This window comes from Alcanivorax sp., assembly GCF_017794965.1.
Lineage (GTDB): Bacteria > Pseudomonadota > Gammaproteobacteria > Pseudomonadales > Alcanivoracaceae > Alcanivorax.
Genome location: NZ_CP051240.1, coordinates 3722602 through 3737202, shown reverse-complemented (window position 1 = coordinate 3737202; position 14601 = coordinate 3722602). Strand labels below are relative to the sequence as shown.

12 protein-coding genes are annotated in these 14601 nt (G+C 60.0%); 6 read left to right on the top strand and 6 right to left on the bottom strand.

The genetic code is table 11. From position 1 onward, the window contains the following. Window positions 1-40 precede the first annotated feature (40 nt). The 3 genes from HF945_RS16335 to HF945_RS16325 all read right to left on the bottom strand — a co-directional run bounded on the left by HF945_RS16335 (window position 41) and on the right by HF945_RS16325 (window position 2660). Window positions 41-259 (bottom strand): hypothetical protein, encoded by a 219-nt coding sequence (locus tag HF945_RS16335; protein ID WP_290523620.1) that lies wholly within the window; start codon window positions 257-259, stop codon window positions 41-43. Window positions 260-440: 181 nt separating this feature from the next. Further along, on the bottom strand, window positions 441-1514 hold the full coding sequence (gene dprA / locus HF945_RS16330) for a DNA-processing protein DprA (RefSeq protein ID WP_290523619.1): 1074 nt from the start codon (window positions 1512-1514) through the stop codon (window positions 441-443). Between the two features lie 75 nt (window positions 1515-1589). After that, window positions 1590-2660, bottom strand: coding sequence for a LysM domain-containing protein (locus HF945_RS16325; protein ID WP_290523618.1), 1071 nt, complete (start codon window positions 2658-2660; stop codon window positions 1590-1592). Window positions 2661-2807: 147 nt separating this feature from the next. Here HF945_RS16325 and def point away from each other — a divergent pair, with 147 nt between their 5' ends. The 5 genes from def to HF945_RS16300 all read left to right on the top strand — a co-directional run bounded on the left by def (window position 2808) and on the right by HF945_RS16300 (window position 8768). Further along, window positions 2808-3314 (top strand): peptide deformylase, encoded by a 507-nt coding sequence (def, locus tag HF945_RS16320; protein WP_290523617.1) that lies wholly within the window; start codon window positions 2808-2810, stop codon window positions 3312-3314. A gap of 197 nt (window positions 3315-3511) precedes the next feature. Next, the gene (gene fmt / locus HF945_RS16315) at window positions 3512-4492 is read left to right on the top strand and encodes a methionyl-tRNA formyltransferase (RefSeq protein WP_290523616.1); all 981 of its coding nucleotides are present in this window, start codon (window positions 3512-3514) and stop codon (window positions 4490-4492) included. Further along, window positions 4479-5786 carry a 16S rRNA (cytosine(967)-C(5))-methyltransferase RsmB gene (gene rsmB / locus HF945_RS16310; protein WP_290523615.1) on the top strand — a complete coding sequence of 436 codons (1308 nt, stop codon included), beginning with the start codon at window positions 4479-4481 and terminating at the stop codon, window positions 5784-5786. Before fmt ends, rsmB begins: the two co-directional genes overlap by 14 nt. Beyond that, a complete protein-coding gene (gene trkA / locus HF945_RS16305) occupies window positions 5783-7159 on the top strand; it encodes a Trk system potassium transporter TrkA (protein ID WP_290523614.1) in 1377 nt (458 codons plus the stop codon). The genes rsmB and trkA overlap by 4 nt, the downstream gene beginning before the upstream one ends. Before the next feature lie 157 nt (window positions 7160-7316). Next, entirely contained in the window at window positions 7317-8768 is a 1452-nt protein-coding gene (locus tag HF945_RS16300) for a TrkH family potassium uptake protein (protein WP_290523613.1), read from the top strand. A 595-nt stretch (window positions 8769-9363) separates the two neighbouring features. Here HF945_RS16300 and HF945_RS16295 read toward each other — a convergent pair. After that, entirely contained in the window at window positions 9364-10512 is a 1149-nt protein-coding gene (locus HF945_RS16295; RefSeq protein WP_290523612.1) for an alkane 1-monooxygenase, read from the bottom strand. Window positions 10513-10657: 145 nt separating this feature from the next. Between HF945_RS16295 and HF945_RS16290 the strand changes: the two genes are divergently transcribed. Further along, entirely contained in the window at window positions 10658-11335 is a 678-nt protein-coding gene (locus HF945_RS16290) for a GntR family transcriptional regulator (RefSeq protein WP_290523611.1), read from the top strand. Between the two features lie 582 nt (window positions 11336-11917). Here the strand turns inward: HF945_RS16290 and HF945_RS16285 are convergent. Further along, window positions 11918-12322, bottom strand: a complete 405-nt coding sequence (locus HF945_RS16285; protein ID WP_290523610.1) for a hypothetical protein — start codon at window positions 12320-12322, stop codon at window positions 11918-11920. Between the two features lie 22 nt (window positions 12323-12344). Then, window positions 12345-14531, bottom strand: coding sequence for an OsmC domain/YcaO domain-containing protein (locus tag HF945_RS16280; RefSeq protein ID WP_290523609.1), 2187 nt, complete (start codon window positions 14529-14531; stop codon window positions 12345-12347). Window positions 14532-14601: the final 70 nt, after the last annotated feature.

Below are 14601 nucleotides of genomic sequence, written 5' to 3'. Positions count from 1 at the left end.
GGGGAACATACCCTGCCTTCTGATGCCCGACAAGTGAGCGCTACCAGTCCGGTGCTGCAACCCGGCGGGCCAACAGGCGAACATGCCCGTCATGGTCGGCTTGTTGCTCACACTCCACCCGGTCTCCCTCACCAAAGCGCAGCGGCGGAGCGTCCTCCCCCACACCAGCAATACGGTACAGGTCACCGCCCAGAGAGACCGCATCCACCGCAAACCAGCGGGACGGGTCCTCACGATAAGGCACCAGGATCTCAAACATGTCGACAGCCCTCCCAGATCAAGCCGGTTGGCAAGTCACACCTTCATGGTAGGCCCCTCAGCCAACAGAGTGAAACCCGCGGGCCGGGATGTTGCTCAACCCTCCATCACGGCTTGTCATGCACTCAAAGCCAGAGGCAGCCATCCTCATTGGGTTTTAGCGTCGGGCTTGCGGCGTCAACTCACGACGCCCGCGATGTTCGGCTGCGTTTCAGGTAGCCACCGGCCACTCGCTCCACCCAGCCCTCCATCTCCAGATCGGCCAGCTGGCCGGCCAGATCACTCATGGGCAGGCCAGTTCGGGTGTGCAGCATGTCCAGGGAATTGATACCGCTGGTAAGGTGCTGCAACAGCGCGGGCCGGCCCCCTTCCCCATTCAGCTTGCAGCTTTCCACGGTGCGGCGGAAATCCCCGAACGCATCGAAGATATCCTCCATGGACTCCAGCCAGGTGGCCCCGTCCCGAAGCAGATGGTGACAGCCCTTGCTGAGCGGATTGTGGATACTGCCGGGAATCGCGAACACCTCGCGCCCCTGGGACAGCGCGGTACGGGCAGTGATCAGCGAGCCACTGCGAATGGCGGCTTCCACCACCACGGTGCCCAGGCTGAGCCCGCTGATGATCCGGTTACGCTGTGGGAACTGGGACGGTAACGGCGGTGAACCCGGTGCAAACTCGGACACCAGCGCGCCCCCCTGGTCGGCAATCTGATTGGCCAGGGTGGCATTGCGGGGCGGGTATAACCGGTCCGGGCCGCTTCCCAGTACCGCCACGGTCCGCCCTGCTGTTAGAGCACCGCGGTGGGCAGCGGCATCTACCCCCAGCGCCAAACCACTGGTGACCACAAACCCGGCCGCCGCCAGCTGCCGGGAAAAGCGGCGGCTGTTATCCAGGCCATCGGCGGAGGCATTGCGGGCCCCCACGATGGCAATGGAAGGCGCATTCAGTACGGTCGCGTCCCCGCGCACCGCCAACACCCCCGGCGGATCGCTGATGCGTGACAGTAGTTCCGGATAGTCCTTGTCGCCCAGGGCGATCCAGCGCCAGCCCTGCTCTTGCAGCTGCTCGTAATAGGCGGTGAGATTACCGGTGTTATCCAGCATCCGGGCACGGTCTTTCAGCCCCGCCGGCAACATGGGCAGAAAATTGGATACCGGGTCGGCGTTGATCCGGTGATGCTGCAAGGCGCGGCCCAGGGCCGCTGATGAGGGAGAAAACAACGCCTGTAACAACAGGCGTTTGAATTGTCCGTCCATCGCCCACCTCCTTGTGTGCGTTGACGGTGAATGGGGCGCCTGAGCGCCGGCGGTGAGCGCTACCGCATGTTCAGATCAGTAGCTGCCCGCCGGACTCTTGGCAATATCGTTCATATAAATAGGCCGGGTGGACTCCATAATCAAGCCATAACTGACCTTGTCGAAAACCCGGAACACCACAAGGGAGCCGGTTTTTTCCGAAGGCAGCTCCACGTTGTCGCCCAGCTGGCGATCGCGGACCACTTCACCCTTGCCGAAGATATCCAGCACGTTGCCTTCCTTGAGGCCGTCACGGATACCCTTGTTGAGCACCACCACATCGTTGCGGGCCACACTGTTGAGGCGATCAAAGAAGCGCATCACCTGGGCTTCGATCTTGGTATCCGGGGCACTGGGATACAGCACCCCGCGCACGCGACGGTCTTCGGTGGAGAAGATACGGTCATCAATGCGAACATCTTCCGTGGAATCACTCAGGCGCAGGCTGACAATTTCGCCTTCCTGGTTGGACACCCGGCCCAGGCCCACCTGGCGGGCTTCATAGCCCAGTACTTCGTTGGTTTCAGGGTCCACATACTGCTCACCGGTGCGGTATACCCCGTAGCCCCGTTCCAGCTCTTCCCACTGGGTGCGGGTATCACGGACATACACCGTGTCACCTTCGCCAAATACCACGCGACGGTCACGGCCACCGATAATGTAGGGGGCTTCCTGGATTTCCTGGCGGCTCACCACCAGACCTTCTTTCAGGTAGGCGGCAATGGCGCTGGCCGGGATCACCGGGATCGCCTCATCGTTGGCGATTTCACGCACCCGCGGAGACAGCTTGACCACCCCATTGGACATCACTGTCTCTTCCACACCCCGCTTCACGGACAGACGCGGCTCGCCATTCACATAGGAAAGACGAATCTCGTCACCGGGGTAAATCAGGTGCGGATTACCAATTTCTTCATTGATTTGCCAGATTTCCGGCCACTGCCACGGCTCTTCCAGAAAACGGGAGCTGATGTCCCACAGGGTGTCGCCATTCTTGACATAATACTTGCCGGGATGCCCATCTTTGAGCATCACTGCAGCGGAGGCCAGGCCTGTCACTGACAGCAGCAGCCCGACGGTAAAGGCGCGCTGGACCGATTTCATCATCATCGGATTCCTTTTATCATTATTGGACTCATCCCCTAAAGAGGCCGTGCGACGCCGAGGCAGACACGGTTTCTTTTGGATACTAGCAATGCGATCATATATTTAGCAACCGAATTTCGAGTGCTATCGCAACTTCTGAGAAGGTACATGGCCAAACTGGAAATACTGGAATTCCCTGACCCCCGGTTGAGAACCGTAGCAAAGCCGGTGGAAAAGGTAGATGACGAGCTTCGCAAACTCATCGACGACATGTTCGAAACCATGTACGACGCCCCCGGCATCGGCCTGGCTGCGACCCAGGTGAACGTGCACAAGCGGGTGATCGTCATGGATCTGTCCGAGGACAAGAGCGAACCCCGGGTCTTTATCAACCCGGAAATTACCCCGCTCACCGATGATCTGGCCCCCTACGAGGAGGGCTGTCTGTCGGTGCCCGGCTTCTATGAGAAGGTGAAGCGCCCAGCACGGGTGAAGATCACTGCGCTGGACCGGGACGGCAACACCTTCGAGGAAGAGGCCGACGAGCTCCTCGCCACCTGCATCCAGCACGAGATCGACCATCTGGAAGGCAAGCTGTTCGTGGACTACGTTTCCCGCCTCAAGCGCGACCGGATCAAGAAGAAGCTGGAGAAAGTGCACCGGCTGCAGGGTTGAGTTGAAAGTTCAAAGTTTAAAGTTGAAAAGCGCGCGGTAGGCTGAGCAAGCGTCTAACTCGTTTCCCGCGCTCTAACGTTCCGGCGCGGGGAAAGCGCCCATTCGCTGGCCGCAACAGTGATCCGCGTTTGAACTTTCAACTTTACACTTTCAACTGATCTTCCCTTCCTCATCATCACCAACCCAGAGGCTGTTCATTGAAACCCTTACGTCTCGCCTTCGCCGGCACCCCGGATTTTGCTGCGGCCAGTCTGCAGGCCGTGCTCGACAGTGATCATGACGTGGTGGCTGTGCTCACCCAGCCGGACCGGGCTGCCGGTCGTGGCAAGAAAGTACAGAAGAGCCCGGTAAAGCTACTGGCGGAAAGCCATGATATTCCGGTGCTGCAGCCCGAAAACCTGAAGGGCGAGGAGATTCGCCAACAGCTGCGCGACCTGAATCTGGATGCACTGGTCGTTGTGGCCTATGGGCTGATCATTCCCCAGGCGGTGCTGGATATTCCCCGTTTGGCCTGCCTGAACGTGCACGGTTCCCTGCTGCCCCGCTGGCGCGGGGCGGCACCGATCCAGCGCGCCATCAGCATGGGGGATACCGAGACCGGCAACACCATCATGATGATGGAAGCCGGCCTGGATACCGGCCCCATGCTACTCAGCGAGTCCCTGCCCATTGGCGACGCAGAGACCGGCGGCGAACTCCACGACCGGCTGGCCGCCCAGGGCGCGCGGCTGCTGGTCACCGTACTGGATGATTTGGAACAGTATCTGGCCAACGCCACCGTCCAACCGGACGACGGCGTGACCTATGCCCACAAGCTGAGCAAGGCAGAAGGGCGGCTGGATTTCCGCCTGCCCACCCGCGCCCTCTACAACCGCATCCGTGCCTTCAACCCGTTTCCGGTGGCCTGGGTGCCCCTCAACGGCCAGCCCATGCGGGTCTGGCAGGCCAGTGAAAGCCCGCTGCCCGGCAAGGATGATGACGAGCCCGGCCAAATCCTCAAGGTGGACGACAGCGGTATTCAGGTGGCCACCGGCGACGGCATCCTGATACTGGAAGCCCTGCAGCTGCCGGGCAAACGGCGCATGGCCGTGGCCGACCTGCTGCGCGGCAACCCGGATCTGTTCAAGGTCGGCGAGCCCCTGGGTGACGCAGTGGACAGCAACAGTGGCGACGCCTGACCCGCGGCTGAGCGCGGTCCGCGTTCTTGACCGCGTGATCCCCGGCAAGGGCGATGGCGAAAGCCTGCGTGAGGTACTGCGCGACTTCCCCCTGCAAGGCAGCGACGGCGGCCTGATGCGGGATATCAGCTTCGGCGTCTGCCGCCACCTGCGCCCGCTCAACCACTGGCTTAACCAGCAACTCTCCAAACCGCTCAAGGCCAGTGCCCAGCCGGTGCGACTGGCGTTACTGGCCGGGCTTTATGAGCTGTGGTTCAGTGACCGCCCGGCCCACGCCATCGTCAATGCCTACCCGCAGCTGTGTCGCAAGCTGAAAGCCCCCTGGGCCGCCGGCCTCAGCAACGCGGTGCTGCGCAAGGCCAGCAAGCTGAACGTGGAGGACGCCCTTGCGGACGCCACTCCCAACATCCAGCTCAGCCTGCCGGACTGGCTGTATAAAAGCTGGACCCGGGACTGGCCCGAGCAGGCCGAAGCCATGGCCCGTGCCAACCTGCAGACCCCACCTTTTACCCTGCGGGTCAATCGCAACCAGCAACAACGGGCCGGCGCCATTGCCGCCCTGGGCGAGGGCGCCCGCCCCGGCGACCTGTCACCCTGGAGCATCTATGTGAAACCGGCCCGGCCGGTGTTCCAGCTGCCTGGTTTCGAGCAGGGCGCCCTGTCAGTGCAGGATGAAGCCGCCCAGCTTCCCGGCGAATTGCTGCAGGCGCCGCCCAACGGCCGCATCCTTGATGCCTGCGCTGCCCCCGGCGGCAAGACCGGCCAGCTGCGGGAAAAATTCCCCCATGCCGACCTGGTAGCCCTGGAGCTGGAGCCCCGCCGCCTGACCCGTATCAAGGAAAACCTGGCGCGCCTTGGCGCCACCGCCACCCTGTTGCAGGGGGACGCCAGTCAGCCAGAGCAATGGTGGGATGGCGAGCCCTTTGATGCCATCCTGCTGGATGCGCCCTGCTCCGCCACCGGCATTCTGCGTCGCCAACCGGACGTGAAATGGCACCGAAAAGCGTCGGACATTCCTGCACTGGTTGATTTACAAGCGCGCATGCTGGATGCACTATGGCCGCTGCTCAAGCCCGGCGGCATGCTGGTGTATGCCACCTGTTCGGTGCTGCGCGACGAGAATGATCGTCAGGTCAGCGCGTTTCTGCAGCGCCAGCCACAGGCACGGGATGTGACGCCACGCCCGGAACAGGCCACAATGGTGGACGCGGGATGGCAGTTGTTTCCGCAGCAAGACGGACCGGATGGCTTCTATCTGGCTTGCCTGCGCAAGGGGGCTCAGCAGGACGCATGAAAATCATCATTCTCGGTGCCGGTCAGGTGGGGGGAACCCTGGCAGAAAACCTGGCCAACGAGCGGAACGACATTACCGTCATCGATACCGATGCGGAGCGTCTGCGCGAGCTGGGCGACCGACTCGATATCGGCACCGTGCGCGGCATGGGCTGCTACCCCAATGTGCTCAAGGAGGCCGGCGCCGAAGACGCCGACATGCTGATTGCGGTCACCAATTCTGACGAGGCCAACATGATTGCCTGTCAGGTGGCCTACTCCCTGTTCCGCACCCCCTCCAAGATTGCCCGTATCCGTACCGCCCACTACACCAGCCGCTCGGACAAACTGTTCAATGAAGGCGCCCTGCCCATTGATGTGATCATCAGCCCGGAGCAGGTGGTCACCGACTATATCCGCCGGCTGATCGAACACCCCGGCGCCCTGCAGGTGGTGAACTTTGCCGGTGGCCGGGTACAGCTGGTGGCGGTGCGCGCCTATTATGGCGGCCCGTTGGTGGGCAACGAGCTGCGCGAACTGCGCAAGCACATGCCCAACGTGGATACCCGGGTAGCGGCCATCTTCCGCCGCGGCCGGCCCATCATTCCAGAAGGCAACACGGTGATCGAAGCGGATGATGAAGTGTTCTTCATTGCCGCCAAGAACGACATCCGCGCGGTAATGAGTGAATTGCGCCGCCTGGAACACAACTACAAGCGCATCCTCATCGCCGGCGGCGGCAACATCGGCTACCGCCTGGCCAAGACCATTCAGCACCGCTACAACGTGAAAGTGCTGGAGCGCAGTCCAGGCCGCGCCGACTGGCTGGGCGAAAAGCTGGCCCAGACCGTGGTCTTGCAGGGCCTGGCCACCGACCGTGACGAACTGCTGCGCGCCAACATCGAAAACACCGATGTGTTCTGCGCCCTCACCAACGATGACGAAGCCAACATCATGGCTTCGTTGCTGGCCAAGCGGCTGGGCGCACGCAAGGTGATGACGCTGATCTCCAACCCGGCCTATGTGGATCTGGTCCAGGGTCACGACATCGACATCGCCATTTCGCCCCAACAGTCCACCATCGGCAGCCTGCTCAGCCATGTGCGCCGCGGTGATGTGGTGAACGTCTATTCCCTGCGCCGGGGCGCGGCAGAAGCTATCGAGGCCATTGCCCACGGTGACGCTCGCTCCTCCAAGGTAGTGGGCCGTGCCATCGAGGATATCGACCTGCCCGAAGGCACCACCATCGGCGCCATCGTACGTGGCGAGAAAGTGCTGATCGCCCACGATGACGTGGTCATCGAACCGGATGATCACGTCATCCTGTTTCTGATCGACAAGCGCCGCACCCGGGACGTGGAAAAACTGTTCCAGGTGGGGTTTACGTTCTTTTAGGGGATTCTGTGGTGACTGGAGCAGCGGCAATGGAAGCAGTTTCTATAAGCGGGTCGGACGTCGGACGACGGACGACGGACGCCCCTAACCTCGCTCCACGCACCAGTGTTTACGCGTCAGACGTCCGACGTCAGACGTCAGACCAGGCCAGCTAACCATGCACTTCGCGCTGATCTCGAAAATTCTTGGCCTGTTGCTGGTGGTGTTCAGCTTTACCATGATGCCGCCGGTGGCGGTGTCCTACTGGTATCAGGAAGGCGGTGAAGGCCCGTTCCTGATTTCCTTTGTGCTCAGCCTGGCGCTGGGCCTGGCCCTGTGGCTGCCCTTCTTCCGCAACAAGGCGGAACTGCAAACCCGCGACGGCTTCCTGGTGGTTACCCTGTTCTGGTCAGTGCTGGGGGTGATCGGCGCCCTGCCCCTGATCATTAGCGATGATGTGCCGGTGGGTTTCACCGATGCCGTGTTCGAATCCGTATCGGGGCTGACCACCACCGGCGCCACCGTGCTTTCCGGCCTGGATTTTCTGCCCAAGTCCATTCTCTATTATCGCCAGCAACTACAGTGGCTCGGCGGCATGGGCGTAGTGGTACTGGCCGTGGCCATTCTGCCCATGTTGGGTATCGGGGGCATGCAGCTGTACAAGGCGGAAATCCCCGGCCCCATGAAAGACGCCAAGCTCACCCCGCGGATCGCCGAAACCGCCAAGGCCCTGTGGTACATCTATCTGTTCATTACTGTCGCCTGCGCCGCTCTCTACTGGGCTTTCGGGATGACCGTGTTCGATGCCATCTGCCACAGCTTCAGCACCGTGGCCACCGGCGGCTTCTCCACCCACGACGCCTCCATGGCCTACTGGGACAACCCGCTGATTGACTGGACCGCCACCACGTTCATCCTGATTGGCGGCATCAACTTCGCCCTGCATTTCGCCATGTGGCGTGGTCGCTCCCTGCTGGTGTTCATCCGTGATCCGGAATTCCGTTTCTTCATCACCCTGTTCCTGATCTACACCAGCATCATCACCGCCGGGCTACTGTTCTTCCATTACGACTTCAACTTTGCCGATGCCCTACGCCACTCCGCGTTCCAGGTGGCGTCTTTCAGCACCGGCACCGGGCTGACCAGCACCAACGCGGCGGCCTTCCCGGGCTTCATCCCCTTCCTGCTGGTCTTCACCAGTTTTATCGGCGGCTGCGCCGGCTCCACCGGCGGCGGCATGAAAGCCGTCCGCGCCGCTCTGGTATTTCACCACAGCATCCGCGAACTGCGCCGGCTGATTTATCCCAACGGGGTGTTTGCCCTGCGCTTTGGCCGCCAGTCCATTCCCGATCGGGTACTCCAGGCCGTGTGGGGGTTCGTTGGCGTCTATATCACCATCTCGGTGATCTTCACCCTGCTGTTCACCATGACCGGCATGGATCTCACCACCGCCGTCAGCGCCGTGGCCGCCAGCCTCAACAACCTGGGGGTGGGCATCGGCGAGGTAGGCGCCGGCTTTGCCAACATTACCGATAGCGCCAAGTGGATGATGACCGTCCTCATGGTCGCCGGCCGCCTGGAAATCTTCACCCTGCTGGTGCTGTTCACGCCCATGTTCTGGCGACAGTAAAAAGCAGTTAATAGTTAATAATGAATAGTGAATAGTTGCGCGGGGTTGGCCGTGCCCGCGCCTACGTTACAACCGCGTCCTGTTCGGCCCTTGTAGGAGCCCAGCTTGCCTGGGCGATAAGAGTGTCGAATTTCGAAAGACATAACCGGATGCGCATCAAGCCAGGTTCTCGCAATTCGTCCTCGCTCCTGAGCTTTTCGCCCAGGCAAGCTGGGCTCCTACAGGGGAAACACCGCCTCTGCGCGGCCAACAAACAGGCTCATCTCGGAATGACGGAAAACCGGGCCAGGCATGAACTGGCCGAGGGCGATTTTGCTCTTGGGGTGGGAGCGTAGCGTAGCGAACTAACGCACGGAGTGCGGCCCGAAAGGTGAGCGAAGCGAATAACTTGCTTGCAAACGAAGCCTTTCCCAGCCTCGCCCCAAACCCATTCGCTTGCAAGCAAGCTCCCACAGCGAGAATCGGAACAACGTTTACTGATACTGATGTAAAGTCAGACTTCCCGCTAATCCGCGATGAACCAAAAAAAGCCCCGGCAATGCCGGGGCTTGTCGTCTTTCGCTGTTAACTATTCACTGTTCACTGTTAACTGCCTTCAAGCGATATTATTCACCCGCTTGGCATCCCGGAACAGCTGATCCATCTCACCCTCGTAGTAGGCCTCCACACGGGGGTTCATGACCTTTTTCCACAGCGGCGGGAACAGGGCCAGAACGTACATGGCGGCATAGCCCCCCGGCAGCTGCGGGCTTTCCTCGTAGTGACGCAGCACCTGATAACGACGCTTGGCATAGGCGTGGTGGTCACTGTGACGCTGCAGCTGGAACAGGGCGATGTTGGTGAGCAGGTAGTTGGAGTTCCAGCTGTGTGCCGGCGTCACCCGCTCGTAGCGGCCGTTGTCATTAACACGACGGTGCAGGCCGTAGTGCTCGATGTAGTTGATGATTTCCAGTGCCAGCGCTGCGAAGAAGCTCTGCCCCAGGAAGAACACCACACCCTGCCAGCCCCAGATAACACCGAAGGCCACCGCAAACAGGGCAGAAATGCTGTACCACCAGATCAGCTCGTTATGGATGCTGATATTCTTTTTGCCTTTGCGCTCCAGGTACTTCTTCTCCAGCGCCCAGGCATTCTTGAAGTTACGCACGAACGCCTTCGGCAGAAAATCATACAGGCCCTGATTGTAACGGCTGGAAGACGCATCATCCGGCGTCGACACATGTACATGGTGACCACGCACGTGCTCAACCTTGAAGCCGGCATAGGTCACGGAGGACAGCAGCAGACCGCCCATCCAGTTTTCAATCTTTGGATCCTTGTGGATCAGCTCATGGCCCAGGTTGATAGCAATAATGCCACCCACGGTACCAATGGACACAATCCAGCCGATCTTGCCCAGCAGGCCGTAATCGTTGGTCATGAAGATGTGGCCGGCATAGAACAGCACCGCGATCCACACGAAGCCCATCAGAATGGTGAACACCCGATAGATCACTTCTTCGGTCAGGGTGGGCACCTGAACCTCTTCATCCGGGTTGGAAGGGTCCTTGCCGATGATGTAGTCCAGCACCGGGATGATGCCGAAGATCACGAAATACAGGAACCAGGCCCAGTAATCCTGGGTGCCATTATCCACACCGACAAAGGCGGAGAAGGGTACCAGCGGCACCATGGTTGCCCAGAACAACACGTAGCCCCACTTTTTTATTGTCAGCATCCGATCGGGATTCATGCTCTCGAACATGGTCTTGTCCTCGCTTGTTCAAGCTCAAAGTAACAGTCAACGATGGCAACATTATCCCTGATTTCTTGAATTGTCAAACAACTCAAGAAATGAAATACTACGCCCATGACGTCATAATGGCGTCGCCGATTCACAGGAAGGTGTCATGTCGTTGCAAGCTGTCAGCCTGAGCGAACAAATCGCCCGCCACCTGGGCGAGAGGATCATTACCGGGGAACTCGCGCCGGGGAACAAACTGCCCGAAAGCGAGCTGGCAAAGGACCTTGATGTGAGCACCAACTCACTCCGGGAGGCTTTCAGGCTGCTGGAAAAGCAACATCTGATCGAGCTGCAGCCGCGCCGGGGCGCGCGGGTGTGCGAGGTGACAGAAACCCAGGTGAAGGACCTCTATGAGTTCCTGTTTCTGCTGCTGTCCCAGCTGGCCGAGCGCGCGGCGACAAGCTGGCAGCCGGGACAAATTGAAGATCTGGTGGCCATGCTGCCGCAGCTGGAACAGCATTTTCAGAACAACGATATGCCTGCCGCTCATCAGCTGGCCTTCCGTTTCGTGGAGATCGCCACCGCCCGCTTCTCCGCCAACCGCTATCTGGAAACCGACATCCAGAACCTGATTCCCCTGCTCAAGCGCTATTCCTTCATCGCCCTGCAGGAAGACACCACCGAATTCGACGTCTCCCTGCAGATCTTCAAGCGCCTGCTGGTGAATATCGTCGGTCGCAAACGCCAGGACGCCGGCGCAGACATTCGCGAGTATGGCGAGAACCAATGCCAGATTGTGTTGCGGGCGATTGCCAAGCGAACTGTGAAGGCAGTTAATAGTTAATAATTAACAGTGAATAGTTGCGCGAGGGAGGCCATGGCAGCGGCAAGGTCGTGCCCGCGCCAACGATAACCCCTCCCCTCTGCAAGCCCCTCCCCGTAGGAGCGGTGGTTCCACCGCGAAAACAACCTCGCAGTCGACCCACCCCGCCTTGCAATGCGCCCCCTTAACCGGAAGCACCCGCGCTTTTCTGCAAAGCACTGTGGGAGTTTGCTTGCAAACGAAGCCTGTCCCAAACCGAACCCCACTCTGGCATTACCGCTTTGCCAGTGGGTGGGAAGTTCAGCAAGCTGAATCTCCCACCAGACATCGATGACACCCAAGGCGAGGTGAAAAACAAAACAGAAAAGGGACAGGGCCGTATTTCCCGCGCCAACGACTCCCCCCTCTGCAAGCCCCTCCCCGTAGGAGCGGTGGTTCCACCGCGAAAAACACCCTCGCAGTCGCCCCACCCCGCCTTGCAATGCGCCCCCTTAACCGGAAGCACCCGCGCTTTTCTGCAAAGCACTGTGGGAGTTTGCCTGCAAACGAAGCCTTTGTTTCATTGTGCGCCCTTCGCCTGCAGGCACGCACCCACAGAAAGGATTACAGAAGGCGGGAACGCTGACGATCGCCTTCATGGAAGGCGGCCAGCAGGGACCAGCCGAGGAAAGCCGTGCAGGTGGTGAGGTAGTCACGAATCAGGAATTGCACCTGCTCCACATCCACGGCGTTATCGAAACAGTTGAAATGGCACACCACCACTTCAGGAGCATCCAGGCTTTTGCTGTCGTCGCTGACCACAATCGCCAGGCGCGCGTCCGCCACACTCCACTCACACAGCAGATAACGGGCATCATCGCGCACATTGCGATCCAGCAGACTGACGGCTTTTTCCAGTGCCGCTTCCAGGCCGGCTTTCACCGCCTGCTCGTCATCGCCCGCACAGGTCAGGGAGTGGGTGGTTTGCTGGCTGTCCTCGCCAGTTTGTTGTGTCCAATCCTGGGTCATGTTGTATCCGCGATTCTGGGGTTTAAAGACCGGCCAGGCGCGCCCGCGCCGCGTGCAGTTTCTTGTAGCTGTCGATCAGGCGCTGATGCTTGTCCAGGCCGTCCAGCTGCATGTTGGTGGGAGTCAGCCCCGGGAAGCGCACGCTGCCTTCCACCGCGCCGACCACCTGTGCCATGGTCTCTTCACCAAACATGCGCTTGAAGTTGTAGAGGAAATCGTCCAGTTCCAGCTCTTCGTCCAGGGCGATTTCCAGCACCGCGTTCATGGCCCGGTAGAACAAACCGCGCTCCACGGTGTTGTCGTTGAACTGCAGGAACATGTCCACCTTTTCCGCCGCCTCTTCAAGGCGCCCAAGGGCCAGATAGATCAACAACTTCAACTCCAGCACGGTAAGCTGGCCCCACACCGTGTTCTCATCGAACTCGATACCGATCAGGGTGATGATGTCGGTGTAGTTGTCGATCTGGCTGTCTTCCAGACGCTCCACCAGCGAAGCAAGTTGCTCGTCGTCCAGCTGGTGCAGGTTGAGGATATCCTCCCGATAGTCCAGCGCCATGTTGGTGTTGTCCCACACCAGATCTTCCACCGGGTATACCTCGGAGAAGTCCGGCACCAGGATACGGCAAGCCGGTGCGCCGAGCTGGTCGTGCACGGCCACGTACACTTCCTTTTCCTGCTCCTCGAGAATACCGAACAGGGTTTCTGCCTCTTCTTCAGTGGTACCCGAAAAATCCCAGTCAACAAATTCAATGTCCGCTGCCGCACTAAAGAAACGCCAGGAAATCACCCCGGTGGAATCGATAAAGTGCTCCACAAAGTTGTTGGGTTCGGACACTTCCATGCTGTTGAAGGTGGGCGGCGGCACATCGTTCAGGCCTTCGAAACTGCGCCCCTGTAGCAGCTCGGTAAGGCTGCGCTCCAGGGCCACATGGAAGCTGGGGTGGGCGCCGAAAGAGGCGAACACCCCACCCGTGCGCGGATTCATCAGGGTCACACACATCACCGGAAACTCCCCGCCCAGGGAAGCATCCTTCACCAGCACCGGGAAGCCCTGGGCCTCCAGCGCCTTGATACCTTCCACGATCTCCGGATAACGGGCCAGCACCGCCTCTGGCACATCCGGCAGCACGATCTCCTGTTCGATGATGTACTTCTTCACCGCCCGCTCGAAAATTTCCGACAGACACTGCACCTCGGCTTCCGCCAGGGTGTTGCCCGCACTCATGCCGTTACTGAGGAACAGGTTCTCGATCAGGTTAGTGGGGAAGTACACCGTCTCCCCATCGGAACGGCGCACGAACGGCAGGGAACAGACGCCCCGGTCCACACGCCCGGAGTTGGTATCAATCAGGTTGGAGGCTCCCAGCTCGCCATCCGGGTCATAGATGGCGCGGGTATGCTCGTCCAGAATTTCCGCCGGCAGCGCATCGTTGGGGCCGGGCTTGAACCATTTTTCATTGGGGTAATGGACGAATTCGCTGTTGGCGATCTCTTCCCCGAAGAACTGATCGTTGTAGAAGAAATTGCAGTTCAGACGCTCGATGAACTCGCCCAGGGCCGAACACAGGGCGCTTTCCTTGGTGGCCCCCTTGCCGTTGGTGAAACACATTGGCGAGGCCGCATCACGGATATGCAGGGACCATACGTGAGGCACGATATTACGCCAGGAGGACACCTCGATCTTCATGCCCAGATCCTCCAGGATCCCGGTCATGGTGGCGATAGTCTCCTCCAGCGGCCGGTCCTTGCCCTCGATCAGCGTGCGGGTGCTGTCATCCGGATTCACCGTCAGCAGCGCCTGGGCGTCCTCATCCAGACTCTCCACCGCATTGATCTGGAAATCCGGCCCGGTCTGTACCACCTTCTTCACCGTGCAGCGGTCCACCGCGCGCAGAATGCCCGTGCGGTCCTTGTCAGAGAGCCCTTCCGGCAACTCCACATTGATGCGGAAGATCTGGTTATAGCGGTTTTCCGGGTCGACAATATTGTTCTGTGACAGGCGGATATTGTCCGTGGGGATATCCCGGGCGTTGCAGTACACCTTCACGAAATAGGCAGCACACATGGCCGACGACGCCAGAAAGTAATCGAACGGGCCCGGCGCCGAACCATCGCCCTTGTAGCGAATGGGCTGGTCCGAGATCACCGTGAAGTCGTCGAATTTGGCTTCCAGACGGAGGTTGTCGAGAAAATTGACCTTGATTTCCATGGGGCGCTGCCGGGTTGGAGGGTGAATGAATCTGGCGGGCATTATCCCGGTTTTGGCAGCCCCCGTCTTG

Excerpts from the sequence above, each read along its gene's own strand:
- HF945_RS16325 (WP_290523618.1), bottom strand. The coding sequence starts at position 2,660 with ATGATGAAATCGGTCCAGCGCGCCTTTACCGTCGGGCTGCTGCTGTCA.
- HF945_RS16280 (WP_290523609.1), bottom strand. The coding sequence starts at position 14,531 with ATGGAAATCAAGGTCAATTTTCTCGACAACCTCCGTCTGGAAGCCAAA.
- HF945_RS16295 (WP_290523612.1), bottom strand. The coding sequence starts at position 10,512 with ATGTTCGAGAGCATGAATCCCGATCGGATGCTGACAATAAAAAAGTGG.
- HF945_RS16285 (WP_290523610.1), bottom strand. The coding sequence starts at position 12,322 with ATGACCCAGGATTGGACACAACAAACTGGCGAGGACAGCCAGCAAACC.
- dprA (WP_290523619.1), bottom strand. The coding sequence starts at position 1,514 with ATGGACGGACAATTCAAACGCCTGTTGTTACAGGCGTTGTTTTCTCCC.
- HF945_RS16290 (WP_290523611.1), top strand. The coding sequence starts at position 10,658 with ATGTCGTTGCAAGCTGTCAGCCTGAGCGAACAAATCGCCCGCCACCTG.
- HF945_RS16300 (WP_290523613.1), top strand. The coding sequence starts at position 7,317 with ATGCACTTCGCGCTGATCTCGAAAATTCTTGGCCTGTTGCTGGTGGTG.
- trkA (WP_290523614.1), top strand. The coding sequence starts at position 5,783 with ATGAAAATCATCATTCTCGGTGCCGGTCAGGTGGGGGGAACCCTGGCA.
- HF945_RS16335 (WP_290523620.1), bottom strand. The coding sequence starts at position 259 with ATGTTTGAGATCCTGGTGCCTTATCGTGAGGACCCGTCCCGCTGGTTT.
- def (WP_290523617.1), top strand. The coding sequence starts at position 2,808 with ATGGCCAAACTGGAAATACTGGAATTCCCTGACCCCCGGTTGAGAACC.